Raw genomic sequence first — 22,902 nt, 5'->3', positions numbered from 1 at the left:
AATGCAGGGCTTGCGGTATGTTGGCTGAGGGCCGTCTGCGACCCTGTACTTTGCCAGCCCAGTGTCATGATGCTCTTTTCACGCTGCGGATGCGCACCACCGGACTGTATTTCAGCCAGTGGCGCACATCATGCAGCGGCGAGCATGGCTTTTTCATTGCGCTATCTCCACGAGTAAACCCGTTTCACAGGTCACAAACTCAGGAGATATTCCGGTTGCTTTCTGCCCAGCACAGAAACGCGTCTTTCGGCAGCGCTTTGCTGTATAGCCAGCCCTGGCCGTACTGCACGCCATGTTCGCTAAGCCATTTGAGCTGGCCTTCGGTCTCGATACCTTCGGCCACCATCGCCAGCTTTAGCGCTTTGGCCATTTCGATGATATGGGTGGTCATGTTTTTGTATTCCAGCGCATCCACAAAGGATTTGTCGATTTTGATAATGTCGACATCCAGGTTTTGCAGATAACTGAGGCTGGAGTAACCCGTACCAAAATCGTCAATATAGATGGCATGTCCGGCCGCACGTAATGCTGTGATAGTGGGCATGCAGGTTGTGGGATCGGCAAAACCATGTTCGGTCACTTCCAGCGCGATTTGTGACGGCGAAATTTGCCAGTCATTAACCCGTTGCTGTAACTGTGCCGGAAGCGTCAGGGTTAAGAGATCGGAGGGCTCAAGGTTAATGGAGACATGCAGATCCGGGTTCTTCTGTAGCCAGGGTCCCATGTCCTCAAACACTTTTTCGATAATCACTTTTGTCAGTTGCGGCATCAGCCCCGTTTGCTCAGCCAGCGGAATAAAGGTGTCCGGCGCAAGGTAACTGCCATCCGACTGTCGCCAGCGGGCCAGCGCTTCCGCACCGACAATCTTCCCGTCTGCCAGCGTCACAATTGGCTGGTAGAACATCTCAATTTCCCGTGCGCGAATGGCATCCTGCATACGGTGTTGCGGTGATTGCAGGCGACGCAGCATGCGCAATAAAAAGAAGGCCAGCACCAGGCTAAGCAGCAGGCCAACAGGCACCCAAATTACCAATAACCGATGCCAGCTCTCCTTAAGCGGCGTCAGCGATGCCCAGGTGATGATGGTCACCCCCAGTTCGGGCACCTGTAACGTATTCCACGCTTCGCCGCCGATAAGCCTTTGAGTAGGGGTAGTGAGGTCAATCTGCTTTAGCATCTCCGGATCCAGCGTACGGTTGCTGGCAATCACCCGTCCGCTGTTCGTCCCGACCAGCGCAATATTGATAGGCCACGGGCCATACGAGAGCACATCAATAAAAGAGAGTGGATCGGTAATAACAATATAGCGACGAGTGCCAAGGCCGACCATTGCACGTGTCAGGCCCAAATCGTTATGGCTGGTCAGCCAGGCGCGAAAACCATCTTTAGTTACCCTTTGCGGCGCAGGAAAGGGAGCGCTGCTGCTGTTTCTCTCCAGTGAAGAACAAAGCGGGATCGTTCCTTCGAGGTAAATGACCTCCTGGACATAACGGAATGTATAAGAGATACGTCGCATGGCCAGCAGGTGATCCTGACTACACGAAATACCATCGTAAGTTTCCAGTTGACGCAAGGCCGTTTTTCCCTGGCTCACCACGCGGTCAGCACGCATTTTTACTAATGCGGAGAAAGTATTGAGTTCGTTCATAAACGACTCTTCAGCCTGGCGATGCGCCAGCCAGACGCTTAAAGCCACCGGCAAGAGAACGGCGAACAGCAGTACGCCTGTAATAAGGCTAACTAATCGTCGGTTTGTCATGACCAAAAATCCCTGTTTGATACTGAGAAACAAGCGTATTTGAGACCAGCAAGTGTTATAACACGCGTCAATGAGTGATTTCTTTCAGGAATTGCAGGGATGAAGAAAAAAGAATTTGTGACGCAGGATCTCTTAAGTAAAATTTATCAAAATAACGACGCCGGCCCACGCAAACTCCCCCCTGAAAGGCAGCTAGCCGAAGAGTATGGCGTCTCCCGTTTTACCATCCGCCAGGCGGTCGAAAAGCTGGCAAGTATTGGCGTCGTGCGGATCGTACAAGGTTCCGGGATCTGGATTAACGAGCAGGCGCGCAACAACCCGCTGGTCTATAACTCCATCACTGAAAAGCGTTTCGATCAGATCCGTTTTCGGCTGATTAGCCTGCACAAGAAACGTCCCGATCGCGATGAACAGCAGATCTTTGGGCTGACGGATGACAGCTTTATCTGGCAATTTTGTCGGCTGCGCTTTGTGGATGAAGAGGCCGTACAAATTGAAATCTCCCGTATGCCTGCCGCTGATTTTGCCGATCTGAATCAACAGATCATTGAGAGCTCACTGCAACAGTATGTCTTAGGCAAGGGGTATCAAATCTCACATATGCTGACGACCTACCGGGCGGTTAATGTGAGTCGTGAACAGGCGGCGCTGCTGGGTTGCAAGAAAGGCAGCCCGGCGATGCATATCAGTAATCGCGGGATCCTGGACGGCGGCAGGGTGTATGAAATTAGCGATATTATCGACATCAACTACACCTGCACCTATGTGATCCCGCATAACCGGGCGAACCTTGCCTTCCGTAAAGGCGACACCTGATTTAGGGGGTGTGGATTGCGCCATCCGGCAGGCGACTTTGCGTCCATTCATGCGGGCGGTACACCACCGGGTAACGCAGACCTTCCTCTTCATTAAAGGTCACGCCAATACCCGGCGTTTGCGGCGCATAGACAAAACCGTCTTTCACCACCGGAGCGCCGGAGAAGACGTTGTCGGTTTGTACGGAGCGTGGAATGTACTCCTGTATGGCCGCGTTATGCAGATGAATATTGAGGTGCGTATTCACCGCGACGCCAATGGGTGACATATCGCCCGGACCATGCCAGGCGAGGCGTACGCCAAAGGCCTGACACAGTATGGCCAGTTTTAACGCCGGGGTGATGCCGCCGATTTGCGAAATATGGCAGCGAATAAAATCTATACGCCGGTTCACTATCACATCGTGCCACTCGGCCGGATTATTAAAGAGCTCCCCCATCGCCAGCGGCACACAGCTATGCTGGCGTACCTGTTCAAGCCAGGCGCTCTGCTGCGGCGGTAAAATATCTTCAATGAAATAGGGCTGATACGGCTCAAGCTGCTTTGCCAGTTGTATCGCCTGCTGGGGGAAAAGACGTTCGTGCACATCATGCAGAATGTGCAGGCTATAACCGTATTTTTCCCGCAGCGCCCTGAACATGGCGACGGTGTTGTCCATGTATTCTTGCTGATCGAACCAGGCGCCGGGCGTTGGATTTTCCGGCGTATGTAACTGCGCTGGCGTGCCGCCGTAGAAACCCAACTGGCAGCGAATATGGCGATAACCCTGTTCGCGCAGGCGGTCTACGCTGGCAAAGAGTTCCTCCAGTGTTTCACCGCTGGCATGGCTGTAAGCGGCGATGGCATCCCGGGATTGCCCGCCAAGCAGTTGATAAAGCGGCATACCGGCTAGCTGGCCTTTGATATCCCATAGCGCCATATCGACGCCGGAAATCGCGTTATTCATCACCGGACCGTTTCGCCAGTAGGCATTGACGTTCATCATTTGCCAGAGGTCTTCAATGTGGTTGGCGTCACGGCCGATCAGAAGAGGCTTTAGATACTCATCGACCATGGTTTTGACCGCCAGCGGACGTTGCTGAAAGGTGGCGCAGCCGTGGCCTGTGATGCCTTTATCGGTCATTACCCGCACGGTAATCAGATTATGTCTGTCGGGGCGAGTGATAAAACATTCGATATTGTTAATTACGGTTGGCGTCACTGGGAAACTCCTTTACAACGACGTGATATGCCGGAATGGGTATTATCATCTCCTTAATTTTGCGCTGAGGTAAACCGTTTTTTTGATAAATTTTTTGGTCAGTTATTCCTTTTAAATTTAATTAAAAACCGTACCAATTTTGATTTTTATGTCTTTTTAAGTGTTGAGTAGTGGTAACTTGTGATGCTCATCATGTTTTATTGGTTTGTTTAGTTTTCTCTCTTTCTCTACCCTTGGATACAGATATTAAAACGACAATATTCCTGCAGGAGCATTTATGGGGACGCAAGAAGCCATCAACAATATTATTCGTCTGGTCGGTGGACAGGATAATATCAACAATGTCTGGCACTGCATGACACGCTTACGCTTTGATCTGGTTGATGATAATAAAGTTGATCAAGGCGCCATCAAGGCATTGCCGGGGGTTCTGGGCGCACAACTGCAAAGCGACCAGTTCCAGATTGTTATCGGGCCGAAGGTCAATAGCTGGTATGAGCAAATGCTGACGGTGCTGGGAAAAGCCCCGCAAGGCGAGACGCATATCAAAGGGCGTAAAAGCCTGGTCTCGATGTTTATGGATACGGTATCCGGCGTTTTTGGCCCTATCGTGCCTGCGATTGCCGGTGCGGGGATGATTAAAGGCCTGCTGGCCGGGCTGATAGCCCTGAAAGTGGTGTCGGCGAAAAGCGACACCGTGGTGGTGATTGATTTGATCGCCAGCGGTGTCTTTTATTTCCTGCCGTTTTTCCTGGCGGTCTCGGCGGCAAAAATTTTCAAGACCAATGAGTACCTGGCAGCGGCAGTCGCAGCCTGTCTGATGTATCCGTCGCTGATCGATGCCGCAAAAGCCCTGGCGGCGCATCAGGAAGGGGCGGTGAGTGCCTTCTGGCTACTCAACGCGCTACCGGTTTCAGTGTTTAACTACGCCTCAAGCGTCATTCCGGTCATTTTCTCTATTCTGGCACTGAGCTATATCCACCGCTGGGTGGACAGGATAATGCCGGACGTATTAAAAACGGTCTTCACGCCTACGCTGACTTTGTTCCTGGGGGCGCTGGCGGCGCTGGTGATTATCGGGCCGATTGGGATCTGGTTGGGGAAAGCGCTGGCTTTCTTTATTCAGGGACTTTTCGGTATTTCAGCCAGTTTTGCCGGGCTGGTCGTGGGGGCCATTCGCCCGGTAGCCATTCTCACCGGCATGCATCACGCCATGACGCCCATCGCCTTGCAAAATTTTAGTGAGCATGGCTATGACATGCTGATGCCGATGATGTTTATGGCGAATATGGCGATTGCCGGTTCGACGTTCGCCATCTGGCGGATAAGTAAAAACCGTCAGGAGAGAACGGTGACCCTGTCGGCGGCGATCTCCGCGCTGTTGGGGATTACGGAACCCGCACTCTTTGGTGTCCTGACGCGTTACAAAAAGGCGTTTATTGCCGCCACGGTGGCCAGTTCCCTGGCCTCTGCGTTTATCGCCTTCTTTGGCGTGCGGTTGTATGGCTATATTTTATCGAGCATTTTTAGCCTGCCGGCGTATATCGGCCCATACTTCGTCTTTGCGCTCTCCGGGGTGACGATGGCGCTGGTGCTCTCCTTCCTGCTGACCACTGTACTGGTCGGCAAAGACGCGGTGGAATAACTTACCGTCGGTGCGCCAGACGGCGCACCAGGCGATCGCCTGCCATCTGCACCCCCTGTACCATTGCCAGTAAAATCACCACGGTACCCACCATCACCTGATCGTTAAAGCGCTGATAGCCATAACGAATAGCGAGATCGCCCAGCCCACCGCCGCCAATAACGCCCGCCATAGATGAGAAGCCAATCAGCATCACAACGGTGAGCGTAATGCCCGCGAGCAGCGTTGGCAGCGCTTCAGGCAACAGGGCTTTCGCAATCACATGCCAGACGTTACCCCCCATCGACAAAATGGCTTCGATGCGTCCGTAATCCACCTCATCCAGCGCGCTTTCCGTCAGCCGTGCAAAGAAGGGAAACGCGCCAATGGTGATAGGCACTATCGCGGCGGTGCTGCCAAGAGTGGTACCGATCAGCAGGCGCGTGAAGGGGATAAGCGCTATCAACAACACGATAAATGGCAGCGAACGCCCGAAATTGACGACGGCCCCCAGCAGCGCATTGACACGTGGTAAGGGGAACAGGCCATCACGGCGCGAAAGAAACAGAATAACGCCCAGCGGCAGGCCGATCAGCACGGTAAACAGCGACGCCAAAGCAACCATGTATAACGTCTCCAGCGTGCCGTTGAGCAGCAGCGGCCAGAGGTCTTCCCAACTCATGCTACCCCGCATAAAGGCCTCCCGTTAAAACCGTGGCGGGCAAGGAAATCCTGCTCAGCCTGTGGATCGTGCAATAGCGCATGGCGCAGTTTGGACCAGGGCGCAACCAGCAGATCGGCGATTTTGCCGCTCTCCCGTACTTCGCCGTTTTCCAGCAATGCCGCGTGATCGCACAGAGTTTTTACGACATCCAGTTCGTGGGTGATCAGCACGATGGTCAAATTCAGCTTCTGGTTGATGTCTGCCAGCAGCGCCAGGACAGACGCGGTGGTTTCCGGATCCAGCGCGCTGGTGGCTTCATCGCACAACAGCACATCCGGCCTTGCCGCCAGCGCCCGGGCGATACCGACACGCTGCTTTTGCCCACCGGAAAGTTGCGAAGGAAAAGCATCGGCTTTATCGCTCAGGCCCACCAGATGCAGTAGCTCCTCCACACGTGCATGGCGCAGCGGTTTCGGCACGCCGGCGATTTCCAGCGGAACGGCGACGTTATCCGCCACCGTACGTGCGTGCAGCAAATTGAAATGCTGGAAAATCATCCCGGTGTGCAGACGATGCTCGCGCAAACCGGCTTTATCCAACTGCGTAATGTCGCTGCCGTTGATGATGATGCGGCCCGAAGTGGGCCGCTCCAGCAGATTCAGGCAACGGATTAAGGTGCTTTTCCCCGCGCCGCTGCGGCCCAGGATGCCATAAATAGCCCCTTTGGGGACATGCAGCGACACGTTGTTCAGCGCCGGTCGGCCTGTTCCGGCATAGGTTTTACTCAGCCCTTCAATATCAATCATGACTGCGGGGCAACCGGGATCACTGAGCCGTTGTAGGTTTTACGAATGAACTCTGCCACTTGAGGGGAGGTGAGATCTTTGGCCAGTTCTTTGATGCGTGGGTCGTTTGCCAGAGACGGGTTGGTTACCAGAATATTGGCATACGGGTTATGCTCCGCACTCTCCAGTCCCAGCGCATCTTTGGCGGGCGATAAACCTGCTTCCAGCGCGTAGTTGCCGTTGATCACCGCCAGGGCGACATCATCCAGCGAGCGCGGGATCTGTGGGGATTCCACTTCGAGGATCTTTAAGTGTTTCGGGTTCTCAACGATATCTTTTGGTGTGGCCAGCGTGCTTGCCGGATCGGTAAATTTCGCATCCAGTTTGATTAACCCCTGGCTTTGCAGCAGGAACAGTGCACGGCTCAGGTTAGTGACATTGTTCGGGACCGCGACGGTGGCGCCATCCGGTACCGATTTAAAATCTTTGTATTTGTGCGAATAGATGCCCAGTGGTTCGATATGTACCGTGGCGGCGACGGCAAAGGTTTTACCCAGCGCTTTTTCCTGGCTTTTCAGGTAAGGCACATGCTGGAAATAGTTGGCATCCACATCACCACTCGCCAGCAATTCATTGGCATTTGCGCCACTGGTCAGCTCAACGATTTTGATATCCAGTTTCGGATCCAGTTTTTTGACATAGTTCAGGATCTCCGCGTGTGGAACCGGGTCCGCTGCGATACGCAGTGCTTCTGCCTGTGCAGTACCCCATGCCAGAGAAAGAGACAACGCTACCCCTGCCAGTTTAAAAGCGGCATATTTCATGGTGTTTTTCCTGTGTTGTTATGGTTTATACGATCAATTGTTCACTGCGCTCACGCAGTACATCGCGGTAATAACGTTCGGCGACATCCGGGTGCGAACGTAAACGCCCTTTCAGGTAGTTCCAGCCGACATCGCGTAAAAGCGGGTTTTGTGGATCGCTTTCCGGCCCTTGCGCCTCACGCGCCAGCGCTTCCGGCAGGGCGTAAACGGGAACCACGGCGTCCAGTTGTGCGCCAAGGAAAAAGGCAATCGACAGGCGATCTTGTCCGGCGGGCGGCGATACCACACGGTGGACCGTGGCGCGTAAATAGCCATTGGTCGCCAGCTCCAGCAGCTCACCGATATTGACCACAAAACTACCCGGCAGCGGTACGGCATCGATCCAGTGATCGGGGGAGACTTCTACCTGCAATCCTTTTTGCTCGTCCTGGAGCAGGAAACTCAGAAACCCGGAATCTTTGTGTGCGCCGACACCCTGATTACTCTGGGTGTTATCCTGACCGGGATAGCGAATCAGCTTGATATGTTCATTGGGCTTGTCGCCATACAGTGCGTCGAAGGCATTAGCAGGCAGGCGCAGCGCTTCGGCAAAGGCACGCAGTAACACGATGGCCATCTCGGTCATCGACTTTTGCCAGTCGAGCAGCGTGGTTTTCAGCTCTGGTTGCTCCGCTGGCCACAGGTTCGGCCCCTGCAAGCGCCGCCAGCGCGGGTCGCTGTCGCTCAACAGCAGTTCCGGGCGTTCCGCGCCGATATCGAACTGTTCTCGCCAGTCTGGTTTACCACGGGTGATTTCCGATGCCGCGCGGTTGTAGCCGCGAAAATGGGGGGAGTGAATCATCGCCACCTGCTGTTTTTGCTCATCGCTGAGGGCAAAAAAGCGGCGGGCTTCGTGTTGAACGGCGCGCTGCAGCTCGTCATTCACACCGTGATTAATAAGATAAAAAAAGCCGATGTCGCGTGCGCTGGTGCGCAGCTGATCGAGAAAGGCTTCACGTTCAGCGGGGTTGAAGTAGCGGGCCAGATCGAGGATGGGTAATGTTGTCGCGTTCATTGTGTTCTCCGAATAGTCGTTCGCAGGTGATCATTTTTAGAGTCCGGGGTTGGGCACAACAGCAGCGCATCATGATGCTTTCCTCACAAGTGATTTAGGTTCAGCTTGCCTTAAGGCAAAAAAATCAACCAATAACATTCTTTTCTAATTTATGACCGTGCAGGGTTCGTTGCTTTTGCGAAAAATGCATTTAGCGCAGGAGTTGCTTAGGGAAAAGAATTTCGCTAGACTTTTGTTATGTTATAACAATACATGCGAGAGCAAAATGAAACCTGATATCCATCCGCACTACCGCACGGTGGTGTTTCATGACACCAGCGCGAACGAATATTTTAAAGTCGGTTCGACGATCAAAACCGATCGCGAGATTGAACTGGAAGGGGTGACATACCCTTACGTGACTATTGACGTCTCTTCTGTTTCCCATCCGTATTACACCGGTAAACAGAAAGTGGTGGGCAATGAGGGAAGCGCGGCGCGTTTCCAGCAGCGCTATGGGCGTTTTATTGGCACAAAAAGAGGCTAACGCATGCAGGTACTGAACTCGTTACGCAGTGCGAAACAACGCCACCCTGACTGCCAGATAGTCAAGCGCAAGGGGCGTTTGTATGTGATTTGCAAATCCAATCCGCGTTTTAAAGCTGTGCAGGGAAGAAAGAAAAAGCGTTAATCGCGCAGGCTCTCAAGGGATTGCAACTGTTTGCCGTCGGCAGTGAAATTTCCGGCGGCAAGCCACTGTCGAAACGCCTTATCCAGGCGTGGCCATTCGCTATCAATAACAGAAAACCAGTCGGTATCCCGATTGTGTCCTTTCTGAACCAGCGCCTGGCGAAATCGCCCTTCATACTGAAAGCCCAACCGAAGTGCGGCACGACGGGACGGTTCGTTCAGGCTATTACATTTCCATTCGTAGCGGCGATACCCCAGCGTCTCCAGGGCATATCGCATCAGTAGCCACTGCGCTTCCGTAGAGGCGCGGGTGCGCATAAGCAGAGGAGAGAAATGCACACTGCCCACCTCAATAACGCCATTGGCGGCGTCAATACGCATGAGCGAAAGTGTACCGACAGGCGACTGCGTGCGGTTATCGATAACCGTGAAATGAATAGGGTCCTTTAATTCACAGACGCTTGTTACCCATGCGGTGAAGGCGTCGGGATCGGTTTCCGGTTCACGCAGCAGCCAGGTCCAGCTTCGGTCATCTCCGGCCAGACGATGGGCGGCAAACAGTGCCGGCGCGTGTTCGACCCTCAGCGGCTCCAGGCGGCAATACTGGCCTTCAAGCGTCACGCGTTCAGGAAAAGGGCGGGGCTGCCAGTCGGGAAGGGCATCGCCCACGGGTTGTCCGTATTGATTCAGTTGGCTCATAGTGGCTCCTCTTTGCGATTCACCTAGCGTAGAATTTCACTGGTTCCATAAGAAGTGCCATCAAACTATATTTTCATGGGTCCACTAAGGAGCGGCGCGATGAATATTCCCGATGACGCTTTACAGGCACTGCTGCGCCCGGCGCTGGCTGAACGTGCCGGATTAACGCGGCAGCGGGCGCTATATATGGCACTGCGGGATGCTATCCGTGGTGGAACGTTAAAAGCACATTCGCTGCTACCGGGCTCACGCGTGCTGGCAAAAACACTCGCCGTTTCCCGAAATACGGTCAACGCCGCGCTCGAACAACTCGCTATTGAGGGCTTCGTTCAGCGTGAACGGCAGGGAACACGGGTATTGATGTTGGCCAGTGCGCCTGTTGTACGTAACACGCCTGTGATATCCCTCGCACAACGGGTCCGGACCCTGCCGCAAGGGGTGAGGCGAAATTCCCCCGCACTTGCTTTCACCCCCGGTCTACCGGCGGTGAACTATTTCCCCACGGCAATCTGGCGAAGGCTGAGTGAGCGCGTCTGGCGTGACGAGGGCAGTGCGCTGCTGGGTTATGGCGAGTCTGGCGGAGAGCGGCGATTGCGCGCGGCTATCGCCCGACATCTCGCGCTGGCCAGAGGCATTCATTGTGACGTCGAGCAGATTGTAATTACCGAAGGCGCCCAGGATGCGCTGATGTTATGTGTTCATCTTCTCTGCGATACGGGAAACAGTGCCTGGGTAGAAGAGCCGGGCTATAACGGTGCAAAAAGCGCTTTTCTGGCAGCCGGGTTGCAAGTGAAAGGGATCCCGGTGGATGAAGAAGGAATGACGCTGGCGGAGACGATAACGCCGCCGCGCATTATCTATACTTCGCCGTCACATCAATATCCGCTGGGCTATGTGATGAGTGCTGCCCGTCGTTTGCAGTTGCTGGAGGCGGCCGCGCGGACCGGAAGTTGGATCATCGAAGATGACTATGACAGTGAGTTTCGCTATCACGGCGATCCGGTACCTGCCATGCTGGGAATGATCCCCAATCCACCGGTGGTCTACCTGGGAACATTCAGCAAGACGCTGTTTCCGTCGTTACGTATTGGTTTTATGGTGATGCCGCCTGCGTTGGCGAATGCGGCGGCACCGGTTATCAATAGTCTGTTGCGCGGTGGGCATCGTAGCGAGCAACTGGCTCTGGCGCATTTTATTGAGGATGGTCACTACGCGCGCCATCTGGCGGCGATGCGCCGATTGTACCGTAAACGACAGGCACAACTGCGTGAGGCGTTACAGAACGGTTTTGACCTGGAGCATCGGGTATTGGGAGGCGAGGGCGGGCTGCATTTGACGCTTTCAGTACCGGGAATGAATGACCTGAATGTTGTGCGTGAGGCGCGCGGGTTTGGTCTTGCGCCTCATGCATTAAGCCGTTTTTATTTACAGCCATCACCGGCATCAAGTGGGCTGGTTCTCGGCTACGGTAATACCTCTGCCAGCCTGTTTCCCGGCGGTGTTCGTACGCTGGCGCGGCTGATTACGCAGTCTCGGGGCGGGTAAGGGTAAATACGTCGTAGAAAGAGAGTTCCCCCTTGCGGGATAACATCTGCTGGAGCTGTGTTTTACGCGTAGTATCGACCGCAGGCGAAGTAAGGATGGCGCTGATAAGCTCTTGCGGCACATAACGCGTGTTGTACCATTCGCCGTTATAACAGACGCGAAAATCGAGCACATCGATATCTTCGTAGCGATAGCGCGGATAGACATCAAAGAAAAAGAAGCCATTCAATAAGACGAATAGCACCACCAGCAGCCACACGGAGTCCACCAGTGTTTCTGATTGCAACATAACGGCAAGCGTGGCCAGCCAGGCTATATACATGCCGACAAACAGGCCCGGATGTTTGCGAATAAAGCTAATGCTAAAGCGCGGACGGTTGTCCCGCTTTTCGCGCTGGTTAATGTCGTCGATTGTTTCGCTGAGCAGCCGCTGGATCTCTGTCATCTCACGCCTTCGTCTTTGGGGATATACCGATTAGAGCGTATTTTAGGTTGCCATTTTGTGTGAAAAAAGTAACAGTTTATCGACAAAAAAAGATAACAGTTAAATTGCTTCACCCGGAATGGCTTTAATAACTCGGGCGGGGTTGCCACCGACCACCACATTCGGCGGAACGTCTTTTACCACCACCGCACCGGAGGCGATAACCGCATTATCGCCAATGGTCACGCCTGGATTGATTACCGCACGTCCACCAATCCAGACGTTATTGCCAATGCGAACCGGTTTGCCGTATTCGAGACCGCTGTTGCGCGAATTGGCCTCCAGCGGATGTGTTGCCGTATAGATATGTACACCTGGCGCTAACATACAATTGTCGCCAATATGGATGGGGCAGACATCCAACATGACACAATCAAAATTGGCGTAAAAATCCTTACCCAGGAAAATATTGTAGCCATAATCACAGCGAAAGTTTGGTTCGATATAAACACCTGAACTTTGGCCGAGTAATGCAGCAAGAATCGCACTGCGTTCCGCTTTTTCGTCAGGGGCCGAATGGTTATAACGATGAAGCAGCGCTCTGGCATGCATGCGGTCAGCTCGCAGCGTATCGTCCGCAGGTCGATACGGTAAGCCGGAAATCATTTTAACTTTTTCTTCGCTCATGAAGATAACGTGCGCCTGCTAATGCCGCTGGATAAAAAATTAAAACCGTAAATAAACGTCGGGAAGACTTAGCGTACGAATTTCCACACAGAAGGAGGGATTTTGTCATACAGTTTATTCATGGTTAGCTCAGCCAGACGATGATCGGCTGCTGAATAAAACACCGTCAGTTCATGGTCAGGCAGTTCGTATTTATTTTTTTCAATAACGCGTTCGAGCGTGTCAATTGTCTGACAACGTCGTAATCGCATCAAATAATCAATTTTGGTTAATGGCTTATCAGACATAATTTTACCTTTACTGGTTGAAATATTTAACAGGAGTGACTAACAGGGTTAGCCTTGCTCACATTGACGAAACAGCGGAACAATCGGTTTCCCGATTTACGCCATTTCTGCAAGTCTTGTGTGTTGATACCGTAGCTACTGAACAGCATAAACGTATCATCAAGGTATTCGTCTATCTGCTCAATCAGTTTATTATCTTCATTATACTTAATTTTATAATTAAGTGCGAAGGTTGCTATATGTTCAATCAACTCATTTAACTGCAAATTGATTGCCGAAGTAGGATCGTTAACCCATCCATGATGGCTTTCTTCAAGATTCAGGAGACAATCATGGTACAACGTTTCGCAGAGAAATTTAAGCTGCGCGATATCATGCCTTTTTGGCGAGTATTCGTCCATAACACATCCCCTTCTGAGTCGCTTTTTTTACTCACTGAACACTGCTCCGGGGTGGAAACGTCTGATCTGACCAGCAGCATATGCTGCTTTTCCTCATTGATTTAACTATAAGCCAGTCTTAAAAAGATTTCATTGCGCTATTACGAAAAATTACAATTATCGCGTTTTGCTCTCCGAAAATGGAGGGATCGCGCAGTTTATTATCATGTTTTATGTGAGAATTTCCGACATCGAAATCAAAACTTTCCTTATTCTTCATTAGGTTAGTCAATGGTGCTGGATATTTAAGGTTATTTAAATATTCCAGAATCACTAATTACCAGGAATATTCTTACTTAAACTGATTGTACCAGATAATTAAGAATTTTACCTAAGGATATAAGGTGTTCTCCTAATGGAGTATTAATTCTGTACGCTATTACGACTGCACAAAATAAACGAAGAGACAATACGTACTTTTAATGATCAGAACAGCGAATAAGAAAAAGGCCGCTTTCGCGGCCTTTTTCATTCATGACTATCAGTGTTGCTCAACCTTATGGCTGTGCTCAACATCGTCACTTCTGCGGCTAAAGCGGCGGCGCACCACCACAAAGAACACAGGAACGAAGAATATTGCCAGTACCGTCGCGGTAATCATACCGCCCATTACACCGGTACCTACGGCGTTCTGCGCACCGGAGCCTGCACCCGTACTGATAACCAGCGGCAGAACCCCAAGGATAAACGCCAGCGAGGTCATCAGGATTGGACGCAGACGCATACGTACCGCTTCCAGGGTCGCTTCAATAAGCCCTTTGCCCTCTTTATCCATCAGATCTTTGGCGAATTCGACGATAAGTATCGCGTTCTTCGCCGACAAGCCAATGGTTGTCAGCAGGCCCACCTGGAAGTAAACGTCGTTAGTCAGACCGCGTAAGGTCGCGGCCAGCAGCGCACCAACAACCCCGAGCGGAACTACCAGCATAACGGAGAACGGAATTGACCAGCTCTCGTACAGGGCCGCCAGACACAGGAACACCACGATCAAGGAAATGGCGTACAGCGCAGGCGCCTGGTTACCTGACAAGCGTTCCTGATAAGACATACCTGTCCAGTCATAGCCAATACCCGTCGGCAGTTTACCGGCCAGTTGTTCCATCATCGCCATTGCTTCACCGGTACTTTTACCCGGAGCAGCCTGGCCGAGGATTTCCATGGATGGCAAACCGTTATAGCGTTCCAGACGCGGAGAGCCGTACTCCCAGTGCGACGTCGCAAAGGCAGAGAAAGGCACCATCGAGCCGCTTGCCCCACGGACATACCAGTTACCGATATCGCTCGGCAGCATACGGTATTTCGCGTCAGACATAACGTACACTTTCTTCACGCGACCACGGTCGATGAAGTCGTTGACGTAGCTGCCGCCCCATGCCGCGCCAAGCGTGGTATTGATGTCACTTAAGGAGACACCCAACGCCTGTGCTTTTTCCTGGTCGATATTGATTTTGAACTGCGGCGTATCTTCCAGGCCGTTCGGACGCACACCCACCAGCAGATCCGGATGCTGTGCAATCTCGCCGAACAACTGGTTACGCGCCTGCATCAGCTTGTCATGCCCCAGGTTCGCCTGGTCAATCAGCTGGAAGTCAAAGCCGGTCGCCGTACCCAGTTCAACGATCGCTGGCAGGTTAAAGGCGAAGACCATCGCATCTTTAATTTGCGAGAAGTGCGCACTTGCACGACCTGCAATCGCCGGTACTTTGTTCTTCTCACCCGGACGTTCATCCCAGTTTTTCAGCGACACGAACGCCAGACCGGTGTTCTGACCACGCCCGGAGAAGCCGAAGCCGTTAACGGTAAACACAGAGTTCACGTTATCTTTTTCGTTTTCCAGGTAGTATTTCGACACTTCATCCAGCACTTTCTGCGTACGCTCTTGCGTCGCGCCCGCCGGAAGCTGCGCCATAGTCAGGAACACACCCTGGTCTTCATCTGGCAGGAACGAACTTGGCAGACGAACGAACAGGATGGCCATGCCAACCACGATAAGAACATAGAGCAGCAGGTAACGCCCCGTACTGCGCAGAATGTTACCTACGCTGTCGGTATAGTGGTGCGTGCTCTTATCAAATACGCGGTTAAACCAGCCAAAGAAACCTTTCTTGCCTTCACCGTGATCGCCTTTGGCAATCGGTTTTAGCATGGTCGCACAGAGCGCTGGCGTCAGGATTAACGCTACCAGCACAGAGAGCGCCATTGCTGAAACAATGGTGATAGAGAACTGACGGTAAATCGCACCGGTAGAACCACCGAAGAAGGCCATCGGGATAAATACCGCCGACAGAACCATCGCGATACCGACCAGCGCGCCCTGAATCTGGCCCATGGACTTACGCGTGGCTTCTTTTGGCGGCAAGCCCTCTTCGGACATGACACGCTCAACGTTCTCTACGACGACGATGGCGTCATCCACCAGCAAGCCTATCGCCAGCACCATACCAAACATGGTGAGGGTGTTTATCGAGTAACCAAATGCTGACAGTATGGCGAAGGTACCCAACAGGACGACTGGCACCGCGATGGTTGGAATCAGCGTTGCGCGGAAGTTCTGCAGGAACAGGTACATAACCAGGAATACCAGTACGATCGCTTCAACCAGCGTTTTCACCACTTCGTTAATCGAGATCTTAACGAATGGGGTGGTATCGTACGGATAAACCACTTTCAGCCCGTGCGGGAAGAACGGCTCCAGTTTGGCGATAGTGGCGCGCACCGCGTTTGCGGTATCCAGCGCGTTCGCGCCGGTTGCCAGCTTGATACCAAGACCGGATGCGGGTTGACCGTTGTAGCGGGCGATAACGTCGTAGTTTTCGCCGCCCAGCTCAATTCTTGCCACGTCACGCAGACGAACCTGCGAACCATCCTGGTTAACTTTCAGCAGGATCTTACCGAACTCTTCCGTGGAGGTCAGACGTGTCTGCGCGATGATAGAGGCGTTCAACTGCTGGCCTTTCACCGGCGGCGTCCCACCTAACTGACCTGCTGCGACCTGGGCGTTCTGCGCTTTAATAGCCGTAATGACATCAACAGGAGTCAACTGGAAGTTATTCAGTTTGTTCGGGTCCATCCAGATACGCATTGCATATTGCGCACCGAACAGCTGTACGTCACCCACACCTTTGGTACGGCTGACCGGGTCTTTCACGGTGGCGCCCACGTAGTCGGCAATATCTTCCTGCGTCATGGAACCATCGGTACTGATCATACCGAGAACCATCAGGAAGCTACTGGACGACTTCTCAACGCTCACACCCTGCTGCTGAACTTCCTGCGGCAGTAATGGCATTGCCAGTTGCAGTTTGTTCTGCACCTGTACCTGGGCGATATCCGCGTCGGTACCAGAGTCAAAGGTGATGGTGATCTGTACCGTACCAGAGGAGTCACTGGTGGAGGACATATACAGCAGGCCATCGATACCGTTCATGTTCTGTTCGATAACCTGCGTAACGGTATCCTGCACCGTTTTTGCATCAGCACCTGGGTAGGACGCACTGATCTGAATTGCCGGTGGCGCAATCGTTGGATATTGCGCGACAGGCAGCTTCAGGATCGCCAGTCCCCCCGCAAGCATGATGATTATGGCGATCACCCAGGCAAATATGGGGCGATCAATAAAGAAATTTGGCATGTCTTAACGGCTCCTGTTTAAGTTAAGACTTAGACGGCTGTGACTGCGCGCCGGCCTGGGCTTGCTCTTTATTCTCAGCGGTCACTTCCTGTGCTTTTACCTGCGCACCGGGTCTTACTTTTTGAAGGCCTGTCACAATCACGCGATCGCCTGCTTTCAGGCCATCTGTCACCAGCCATTTATCGCCAATGGCCTGAGTCGCGGTGAGTTTACGGATTTCGACTTTATCGCCTTCACCTACGACCATCGCGGTAGCATCACCACGCGGGGTACGGGTCACACCCTGCTGTGGAACCAGCAGTGCATTAGGATTAGTGCCTTCTTCGAGTTTCGCGCGTACGAACAGACCTGGCAGCAGCGTCATATCCGGATTCGGGAAAATGGCGCGCAGGGTAATAGAACCGGTAGTTTGATCAACAGTGACGTCAGAAAACTCCAGTGTACCGCTCTGCGGGTATTTCGTGCCGTCGTTGGTCACCAGCTCGACTTTCGCTTTACCGTTTTCCTGTTTCAGCGTGCCGTTCGCCAGTTCCTGTTTCAGCCGCAGGTAGTCATTGCTCGACTGTGTAACATCAACGTAGATCGGGTCGAGTTGCTGAACGGTTGCCAGCGCGGTTGTCTGCCCGGTCTGCACCAGCGCACCTTCGGTCACGGACGATTTACCAATACGGCCGCTGATCGGAGAGGTGACTTTGGTGTAAGCAAGGTTGATACGCGCGGTTTCAACCGCGGCTTTTGCCGCAACGACAGCCGCATCGGCCTGCTGTGCGTCAGCCTGAGCGGTATCATAATCTTGTTGGCTTATGTACTTGGTACCCAACAATTTCTGATAACGGGCAGCGGTCATGCGTGCGATATTTGCCGCAGCCTGCGCTTTTGCCAGATCGCCTTTCGCGCTTTCATAAGAAGCCTGATAAGTGGCCGGATCAATCTGATAAAGCGAGACACCCGCTTCTACATCACTACCTTCTGTGAAGTTGCGCTTTAAAATAATGCCACTGACCTGAGGACGGACTTCCGCAACGCGAAACGCGCTGGTTCTACCTGGAAGTTCGGTTGTGATCTGCAGAGGTTCTGTTTTTAGCGTGACGACGCCGACTTCTGGCGCCTGACCCGCAGCACCCTGCTGAGCGGGTTTTTCATCACATCCTGTAAGCGCTAAGCTGCCTGAAAGCATCAGAACGACCGCCAGAGGCGTTAACCCTCTGTTTTTGTTCATATGTAAACCTCGAGTGTCCGATTTCAAATTGATCAATGGATCAAATGTCCCAAACCCATTGCTGCGTTTATATTATCGTCATGCTATGGTACAAACATTCATAAATGTATGTAAATCTGACTCCTGTCAATTCACCAACATATGGCACGAAAAACCAAACAGCAGGCACAAGAGACACGCCAGCACATCCTTGATGTGGCCTTGCGTTTGTTCTCCCGGCAGGGCGTATCAGCGACCTCACTGGCAGATATTGCACAGGCAGCGGGGGTAACCCGTGGTGCGATTTACTGGCACTTCAAAAATAAGTCGGATTTATTCAGTGAAATCTGGGCGCTGTCAGAATCCAGCATCAGCGATCTCGAAACTGAGTATCGGGCAAAATTCCCTGACGATCCACTGTCAGTTTTAAGGGAAATTTTGGTCTATATCCTTGAAGCAACCGTAGTCGAAGAGCGTCGCCGACTCATGATGGAAATCATTTTTCACAAGTGTGAGTTTGTTGGCGAAATGACGGTCTTGCAAGAGGCGCAGCGTAATTTGTGCCTGGAGAGTTACGACCGCATCGAGCATACACTTAATGAGTGCATTAAAGCCAAATTGCTTCCTGAGAGCTTACTCACCCGCCGGACGGCAGTACTGATGCGTGCCTATATTTCCGGTGTGATGGAGAATTGGCTTTTCTCGCCCCAATCTTTTGATTTAAAGAAAGAAGCCCGAGACTATGTCGCGATATTACTGGAGATGTGCCAGTTTTGTCCAACGCTGCATAATAAAGCGTCAGACCTTTCAGCCTGAGTCAGAATGAGCGGAAAAAGCGACTGCTAACATTACGTTACTAGGTTGTAACTTCACGGCGTGATATTCTTCGCGCGTGGCTAGCTTCGGCCATCTTTCCTGTTCACAGATTAATCACGCAAATGATGCTGCAATCCACACGCTCAAAAAGTGCGCTCCCGGTTTTGGCTGCCGCGCTGTTTTTTGTCCTTGCCTTTATTACAGGCAGTGCCTTCGCGGCCCCGACAAACAACGACTTACCCGCTCGCTCCGATGTCCAGAGTCAGCTCGACGCTCTGAATAAGCAAAAAGATCCCACCGCTACGGATAAACTTGTTATTCAGGATTTAACGGAAACCCTGGATGTTCTGGACAAAATAGAACGGGTTAAGCAGGAAACTGTTCTCTTAAAACAGAAAATCACCCAGGCGCCGGACAAACTGCGTCAGGCGACTGATGCTCTCAATGCACTCAGTGATAAAGATAACGACGATGAAACGCGCAAAACGCTGGCAACGCTTTCTCTGCGCCAGCTTGAGTCGCGCGTGGCACAGTTACTGGATGACTTACAAACGGCTCAGAACGATTTATCGAATTATAACAGCCAGTTAGTCTCGTTACAGACACAGCCGGAGCGTGTGCAAAGTTCCATGTACACAGCTTCGCAACAGTTACAGCAAATCCGCAATCGTCTTAATGGCACGGCGGCAGGTGAGGGGGCTCTGCGTCCGACGCAGCAGACACTTTTACTTGCTCAACAGGCATTGCTGAATGCGCAAATCGAACAGTTGCGTAAGAGTCTCGAAGGTAATACTACGTTGCAGGACACGCTGCAGAAACAGCGTGATTACACTACTGCGAACAGCAATCGCCTTGAACATCAACTGCAACTGTTGCAGGAAGCCGTCAATAACAAGCGGCTGACGCTGACAGAAAAAACCGCCCAGGAAGCCGTAACGCCGGATGAAACCGCGCGTATCCAGGCGATGCCGTTAGTGAAGCAGGAACTGGACGTTAACCACCAGCTTAGCCAGAAGCTTATTACCGCGACAGAAAACGGTAACTCGCTGGTGCAACAAAACATCAAAGTAAAAAACTGGCTTGACCGCGCGCTGCAATCTGAGCGCAACGTGAAAGAGCAGATTTCAGTACTTAAAGGCAGCTTGCTGCTGTCGCGTATCCTTTATCAGCAACAACAAACGCTCCCTTCCGCTGATGAGCTTGAAGACATGACCAACCGCATTGCGGACCTGCGTCTGGAGCAGTTTGAAGTCAACCAACAGCGCGATGCCCTTTTCCAGAGCGATGCATTCGTGGCAAAACTGGAAGAGGGGCATTCGAGTGAGGTTAACGACGAAGTGCATGACGCGCTGTTACAAGTCGTGGATATGCGTCGTGAACTGCTCGATCAACTGAATAAGCAGCTTGGTAATCAGCTGATGATGGCGATTAACCTGCAGGTTAATCAGCAGCAACTGATGAGCGTGTCGAAAAGCCTTCAGGAGATCCTGACGCAGCAAATTTTCTGGGTAAACAGCAACAAGCCAATGGACGGGGACTGGGTTAAATCTTTCCCACAGGCGCTGAAAGACCAGATAAGCAAAATGAAAATCACCGGTAACTGGGAAAAAGCCTGGCCTGCGGTGGCCATTGCTTTTCTCACAGGCCTACCCCTGTTACTGATTGCTGGCTTAATTCGCTGGCGTCTTGGCTGGTTGCGCAGCTATCAGGCGCGTCTTGCGACCCAGGTAGGCCAGTTACGCAATGACAGTCAGTTACATACGCCGAAAGCGATTCTTATTGATCTCATTCGCGCGCTGCCAGTCTGCCTGATCATTCTGGCTATCGGCCTCATTTTACTGACGATGCAGCTCAATATCAGTGAATTGCTGTGGGCGTTCAGTAAAAAACTGACCGTATTCTGGCTGGTATTTGGCCTGTGCTGGAAGGTGCTGGAAAAAGACGGCGTGGCGGTCAACCACTTCAACATGCCGGAACAACTGACCAGCCACTGGCGTCGGCAGATTGTGCGCATCAGCCTTGCGCTGCTGCCACTCCATTTTTGGTCCGTGGTCTCTGAGCTTTCGCCACTGCACTTGATGGATGATGTGCTTGGACAAACGGTGATCCTGCTTAACTTGCTGGTCATCACCGGGCTGGTATGGCCGATGTTCCGGGAAAGCTGGCGGGATAAAGAGTCTCATAGCATTCGTCTTATCACCATCACCGTTCTGGCGATTGTTCCGATAGCATTGATGGTGCTGACGGCAACTGGCTATTTCTATACAACGCTGCGCCTGTCCGGACGCTGGATTGAAACTGTCTATCTGGTCATCCTCTGGAACCTGCTTTACCAGACTGTGTTGCGTGGCCTGAGCGTTGCCGCGCGTCGTATTGCTTACCGTCGTGCGCTGGCCCGCCGCCAGAACCTGATAAAAGAAGGGGCCGAAGGCGCTGAGCCGCAGGAAGAGCCGGGTATAGCCCTGGAGCAGGTCAACCAGCAGACATTACGTATTACCATGTTGCTGATGATCGCCCTCTTTGGCGTCGTGTTCTGGGCGATTTGGTCGGATTTGATCACCGTTTTCGCTTACCTGGACAGCGTTGTCCTGTGGCACTACAACGGCACGGAAGCAGGCGTCGCCGCCGTAAAAAGCGTGACCATGGGGAGCATGCTGTTTGCCTTAATTGCCACGGTGGTGGCCTGGGCGCTAATTCGTAACTTACCCGGTTTGCTGGAAGTTATCGTTCTTTCGCGGTTGAACATGCGCCAGGGGGCGTCCTACGCCATTACCACCATTCTGAACTATGTCATCATTGCCGTTGGTGCGATGACGGTGTTCGGGTCGTTGGGTGTCTCATGGGACAAACTACAATGGCTGGCGGCAGCTCTCTCGGTTGGTCTGGGTTTTGGTTTACAAGAGATTTTCGGTAACTTTGTCTCCGGCCTGATTATCCTGTTCGAACGTCCGGTGCGTATTGGCGATACCGTCACCATCGGCACTTTCTCCGGGTCGGTAAGTAAGATCCGTATTCGTGCCACCACGATCACCGATTTTGACCGCAAAGAGGTCATTATTCCCAACAAGGCGTTTGTGACCGAACGTCTGATCAACTGGTCGCTGTCAGACACCATTACCCGCGTGGTCATCCGTCTGGGCGTGGCGTACGGCTCCGATCTGGATAAGGTGAAAGAGGTATTGTTAAAAGCGGCGATGGAGCATCCGAAGGTGATGCACGATCCGGAGCCGTCGGTGTTCTTTACCACCTTTGGCGCGAGTACGCTGGATCATGAACTGCGTCTGTATGTACGTGAACTGCGCGATCGTAGCTATACGGTGGATGAGCTAAACCGCACGATCGACAGACTGTGTCGTGAAAATAACATCAATATCGCCTTTAACCAGTTGGAAGTGCATTTACGCAATGCGAGCGGTGACGAGCATACGGAAGTGAAGCGCGAGCTGAAAGGCGACGATCCGACGCCTGCGCAGAGTTGATTCAGATATCTCTCTTGTCGTAGCCCCGGTAAGCGCTGGCGCCACCGGGGATTATTCCCGGATGGCGGCGTGACCGCCTGTTCCGGGCTACGGTTTTCTCCCTCTCCTCGTGATAGCCGGGGTGAGGGCATCAGGCCGCACCAGGCTTAACCCTCACGCTCCCTCACTTTGCGTTCAAAATCCCGCTGCACAATTTCCAGCGCTTTGAGCACGGTTTCCGGCGCAATAGCATGCTCTTCCAGCAGCATAATCAGATCGACCGCCAGCTTGACCTCATCCGGTGCATCTTCCAGCGACATA

At 52.6% G+C, this 22,902-nt stretch carries 21 protein-coding genes; 7 read left to right on the top strand and 14 right to left on the bottom strand.

Annotated elements, in window-relative coordinates:
• Positions 1 to 199: 199 nt before the first annotated feature.
• Positions 200 to 1,759: an EAL domain-containing protein gene (locus MRY16398_RS22320; protein WP_071195823.1), complete on the bottom strand. Its 1,560-nt coding sequence runs from the start codon at positions 1,757 to 1,759 to the stop codon at positions 200 to 202.
• Positions 1,760 to 1,858: 99 nt separating this feature from the next.
• Between MRY16398_RS22320 and MRY16398_RS22315 the strand changes: the two genes are divergently transcribed.
• On the top strand, positions 1,859 to 2,575 hold the full coding sequence (locus MRY16398_RS22315; protein WP_041852476.1) for a GntR family transcriptional regulator: 717 nt from the start codon (positions 1,859 to 1,861) through the stop codon (positions 2,573 to 2,575).
• A gap of 1 nt (position 2,576) precedes the next feature.
• On the opposite strand, the gene MRY16398_RS22310 is transcribed toward MRY16398_RS22315, so the two are convergent.
• Positions 2,577 to 3,776, bottom strand: coding sequence for an enolase C-terminal domain-like protein (locus tag MRY16398_RS22310; protein ID WP_125125207.1), 1,200 nt, complete (start codon positions 3,774 to 3,776; stop codon positions 2,577 to 2,579).
• 277 nt (positions 3,777 to 4,053) lie between these two features.
• Here MRY16398_RS22310 and MRY16398_RS22305 point away from each other — a divergent pair, with 277 nt between their 5' ends.
• Positions 4,054 to 5,421: a PTS transporter subunit EIIC gene (locus tag MRY16398_RS22305; RefSeq protein ID WP_125125206.1), complete on the top strand. Its 1,368-nt coding sequence runs from the start codon at positions 4,054 to 4,056 to the stop codon at positions 5,419 to 5,421.
• A 1-nt stretch (position 5,422) separates the two neighbouring features.
• Here the strand turns inward: MRY16398_RS22305 and MRY16398_RS22300 are convergent, their stop codons facing one another.
• Genes MRY16398_RS22300 through MRY16398_RS22285 form a run of 4 tightly spaced genes read right to left on the bottom strand, consistent with a single transcriptional unit; the run spans position 5,423 to position 8,727 of the window.
• Entirely contained in the window at positions 5,423 to 6,082 is a 660-nt protein-coding gene (locus tag MRY16398_RS22300; protein ID WP_162303311.1) for a methionine ABC transporter permease, read from the bottom strand.
• Positions 6,079 to 6,870: a methionine ABC transporter ATP-binding protein gene (locus MRY16398_RS22295; RefSeq protein ID WP_125125205.1), complete on the bottom strand. Its 792-nt coding sequence runs from the start codon at positions 6,868 to 6,870 to the stop codon at positions 6,079 to 6,081. The genes MRY16398_RS22300 and MRY16398_RS22295 overlap by 4 nt, the downstream gene beginning before the upstream one ends.
• Positions 6,867 to 7,673 (bottom strand): MetQ/NlpA family ABC transporter substrate-binding protein, encoded by an 807-nt coding sequence (locus MRY16398_RS22290; RefSeq protein WP_041852472.1) that lies wholly within the window; start codon positions 7,671 to 7,673, stop codon positions 6,867 to 6,869. The genes MRY16398_RS22295 and MRY16398_RS22290 overlap by 4 nt, the downstream gene beginning before the upstream one ends.
• A gap of 25 nt (positions 7,674 to 7,698) precedes the next feature.
• The gene (locus MRY16398_RS22285) at positions 7,699 to 8,727 is read right to left on the bottom strand and encodes an isopenicillin N synthase family dioxygenase (protein WP_041852471.1); all 1,029 of its coding nucleotides are present in this window, start codon (positions 8,725 to 8,727) and stop codon (positions 7,699 to 7,701) included.
• A gap of 265 nt (positions 8,728 to 8,992) precedes the next feature.
• Between MRY16398_RS22285 and MRY16398_RS22280 the strand changes: the two genes are divergently transcribed.
• The gene (locus tag MRY16398_RS22280) at positions 8,993 to 9,253 is read left to right on the top strand and encodes a type B 50S ribosomal protein L31 (RefSeq protein WP_041852470.1); all 261 of its coding nucleotides are present in this window, start codon (positions 8,993 to 8,995) and stop codon (positions 9,251 to 9,253) included.
• A 3-nt stretch (positions 9,254 to 9,256) separates the two neighbouring features.
• Positions 9,257 to 9,397 (top strand): type B 50S ribosomal protein L36, encoded by a 141-nt coding sequence (gene ykgO / locus MRY16398_RS22275; protein ID WP_006818844.1) that lies wholly within the window; start codon positions 9,257 to 9,259, stop codon positions 9,395 to 9,397.
• Here the strand turns inward: ykgO and MRY16398_RS22270 are convergent.
• Positions 9,394 to 10,095, bottom strand: coding sequence for a GNAT family N-acetyltransferase (locus MRY16398_RS22270; RefSeq protein WP_041852469.1), 702 nt, complete (start codon positions 10,093 to 10,095; stop codon positions 9,394 to 9,396). The genes ykgO and MRY16398_RS22270 overlap by 4 nt on opposite strands.
• A gap of 99 nt (positions 10,096 to 10,194) precedes the next feature.
• Between MRY16398_RS22270 and pdxR the strand changes: the two genes are divergently transcribed.
• Positions 10,195 to 11,640, top strand: coding sequence for a MocR-like pyridoxine biosynthesis transcription factor PdxR (pdxR, locus tag MRY16398_RS22265; protein ID WP_125125204.1), 1,446 nt, complete (start codon positions 10,195 to 10,197; stop codon positions 11,638 to 11,640).
• On the opposite strand, the gene MRY16398_RS22260 is transcribed toward pdxR, so the two are convergent.
• The 6 genes from MRY16398_RS22260 to acrA all read right to left on the bottom strand — a co-directional run bounded on the left by MRY16398_RS22260 (position 11,618) and on the right by acrA (position 18,328).
• Entirely contained in the window at positions 11,618 to 12,085 is a 468-nt protein-coding gene (locus MRY16398_RS22260) for a YlaC family protein (protein ID WP_041852467.1), read from the bottom strand. The two genes, pdxR and MRY16398_RS22260, sit on opposite strands and share 23 nt — an antisense overlap.
• A 99-nt stretch (positions 12,086 to 12,184) precedes the next feature.
• Entirely contained in the window at positions 12,185 to 12,751 is a 567-nt protein-coding gene (gene maa / locus MRY16398_RS22255) for a maltose O-acetyltransferase (protein ID WP_125125203.1), read from the bottom strand.
• Positions 12,752 to 12,819: 68 nt separating this feature from the next.
• Entirely contained in the window at positions 12,820 to 13,038 is a 219-nt protein-coding gene (locus MRY16398_RS22250) for an HHA domain-containing protein (protein WP_041852465.1), read from the bottom strand.
• A gap of 26 nt (positions 13,039 to 13,064) precedes the next feature.
• Positions 13,065 to 13,439 (bottom strand): Hha toxicity modulator TomB, encoded by a 375-nt coding sequence (gene tomB / locus MRY16398_RS22245; RefSeq protein WP_041852464.1) that lies wholly within the window; start codon positions 13,437 to 13,439, stop codon positions 13,065 to 13,067.
• A gap of 520 nt (positions 13,440 to 13,959) precedes the next feature.
• Positions 13,960 to 17,109 (bottom strand): multidrug efflux RND transporter permease subunit AcrB, encoded by a 3,150-nt coding sequence (gene acrB / locus MRY16398_RS22240; protein ID WP_125125202.1) that lies wholly within the window; start codon positions 17,107 to 17,109, stop codon positions 13,960 to 13,962.
• Between the two features lie 22 nt (positions 17,110 to 17,131).
• On the bottom strand, positions 17,132 to 18,328 hold the full coding sequence (gene acrA, locus MRY16398_RS22235) for a multidrug efflux RND transporter periplasmic adaptor subunit AcrA (protein WP_041852462.1): 1,197 nt from the start codon (positions 18,326 to 18,328) through the stop codon (positions 17,132 to 17,134).
• 141 nt (positions 18,329 to 18,469) lie between these two features.
• On the opposite strand from acrA, the gene acrR reads away from it, so the two are divergent.
• Both acrR and mscK read left to right on the top strand, forming a co-directional pair.
• A complete protein-coding gene (acrR, locus tag MRY16398_RS22230) occupies positions 18,470 to 19,123 on the top strand; it encodes a multidrug efflux transporter transcriptional repressor AcrR (protein WP_125125201.1) in 654 nt (217 codons plus the stop codon).
• A gap of 125 nt (positions 19,124 to 19,248) precedes the next feature.
• Entirely contained in the window at positions 19,249 to 22,602 is a 3,354-nt protein-coding gene (gene mscK, locus MRY16398_RS22225) for a mechanosensitive channel MscK (RefSeq protein WP_079497642.1), read from the top strand.
• Between the two features lie 146 nt (positions 22,603 to 22,748).
• Here mscK and rsmS read toward each other — a convergent pair whose 3' ends face one another.
• Positions 22,749 to 22,901, bottom strand: coding sequence for a pleiotropic regulatory protein RsmS (gene rsmS / locus MRY16398_RS22220; RefSeq protein ID WP_064572426.1), 153 nt, complete (start codon positions 22,899 to 22,901; stop codon positions 22,749 to 22,751).
• Between the last annotated feature and the right edge of the window lies 1 nt (position 22,902).

The sequence above is a fragment of the Phytobacter sp. MRY16-398 genome, assembly GCF_003925915.1.
In the GTDB taxonomy this organism is placed as follows: Bacteria; Pseudomonadota; Gammaproteobacteria; order Enterobacterales; family Enterobacteriaceae; genus Phytobacter; species Phytobacter diazotrophicus.
Note: the sequence above shows the minus strand (reverse complement) of the source record. Positions and strands in the feature narration are given on the sequence as shown.

Coding starts and splice junctions, on each gene's coding strand:
- MRY16398_RS22250 (WP_041852465.1), bottom strand. CDS start 13,038: ATGTCTGATAAGCCATTAACCAAAATTGATTATTTGATGCGATTACGA.
- MRY16398_RS22260 (WP_041852467.1), bottom strand. CDS start 12,085: ATGACAGAGATCCAGCGGCTGCTCAGCGAAACAATCGACGACATTAAC.
- acrR (WP_125125201.1), top strand. CDS start 18,470: ATGGCACGAAAAACCAAACAGCAGGCACAAGAGACACGCCAGCACATC.
- tomB (WP_041852464.1), bottom strand. CDS start 13,439: ATGGACGAATACTCGCCAAAAAGGCATGATATCGCGCAGCTTAAATTT.
- MRY16398_RS22285 (WP_041852471.1), bottom strand. CDS start 8,727: ATGAACGCGACAACATTACCCATCCTCGATCTGGCCCGCTACTTCAAC.
- MRY16398_RS22315 (WP_041852476.1), top strand. CDS start 1,859: ATGAAGAAAAAAGAATTTGTGACGCAGGATCTCTTAAGTAAAATTTAT.
- MRY16398_RS22295 (WP_125125205.1), bottom strand. CDS start 6,870: ATGATTGATATTGAAGGGCTGAGTAAAACCTATGCCGGAACAGGCCGA.
- MRY16398_RS22270 (WP_041852469.1), bottom strand. CDS start 10,095: ATGAGCCAACTGAATCAATACGGACAACCCGTGGGCGATGCCCTTCCC.
- ykgO (WP_006818844.1), top strand. CDS start 9,257: ATGCAGGTACTGAACTCGTTACGCAGTGCGAAACAACGCCACCCTGAC.
- MRY16398_RS22300 (WP_162303311.1), bottom strand. CDS start 6,082: ATGAGTTGGGAAGACCTCTGGCCGCTGCTGCTCAACGGCACGCTGGAG.
- rsmS (WP_064572426.1), bottom strand. CDS start 22,901: ATGTCGCTGGAAGATGCACCGGATGAGGTCAAGCTGGCGGTCGATCTG.
- acrA (WP_041852462.1), bottom strand. CDS start 18,328: ATGAACAAAAACAGAGGGTTAACGCCTCTGGCGGTCGTTCTGATGCTT.
- acrB (WP_125125202.1), bottom strand. CDS start 17,109: ATGCCAAATTTCTTTATTGATCGCCCCATATTTGCCTGGGTGATCGCC.
- MRY16398_RS22280 (WP_041852470.1), top strand. CDS start 8,993: ATGAAACCTGATATCCATCCGCACTACCGCACGGTGGTGTTTCATGAC.
- MRY16398_RS22290 (WP_041852472.1), bottom strand. CDS start 7,673: ATGAAATATGCCGCTTTTAAACTGGCAGGGGTAGCGTTGTCTCTTTCT.
- MRY16398_RS22320 (WP_071195823.1), bottom strand. CDS start 1,759: ATGACAAACCGACGATTAGTTAGCCTTATTACAGGCGTACTGCTGTTC.
- pdxR (WP_125125204.1), top strand. CDS start 10,195: ATGAATATTCCCGATGACGCTTTACAGGCACTGCTGCGCCCGGCGCTG.
- MRY16398_RS22305 (WP_125125206.1), top strand. CDS start 4,054: ATGGGGACGCAAGAAGCCATCAACAATATTATTCGTCTGGTCGGTGGA.
- mscK (WP_079497642.1), top strand. CDS start 19,249: ATGCTGCAATCCACACGCTCAAAAAGTGCGCTCCCGGTTTTGGCTGCC.
- maa (WP_125125203.1), bottom strand. CDS start 12,751: ATGAGCGAAGAAAAAGTTAAAATGATTTCCGGCTTACCGTATCGACCT.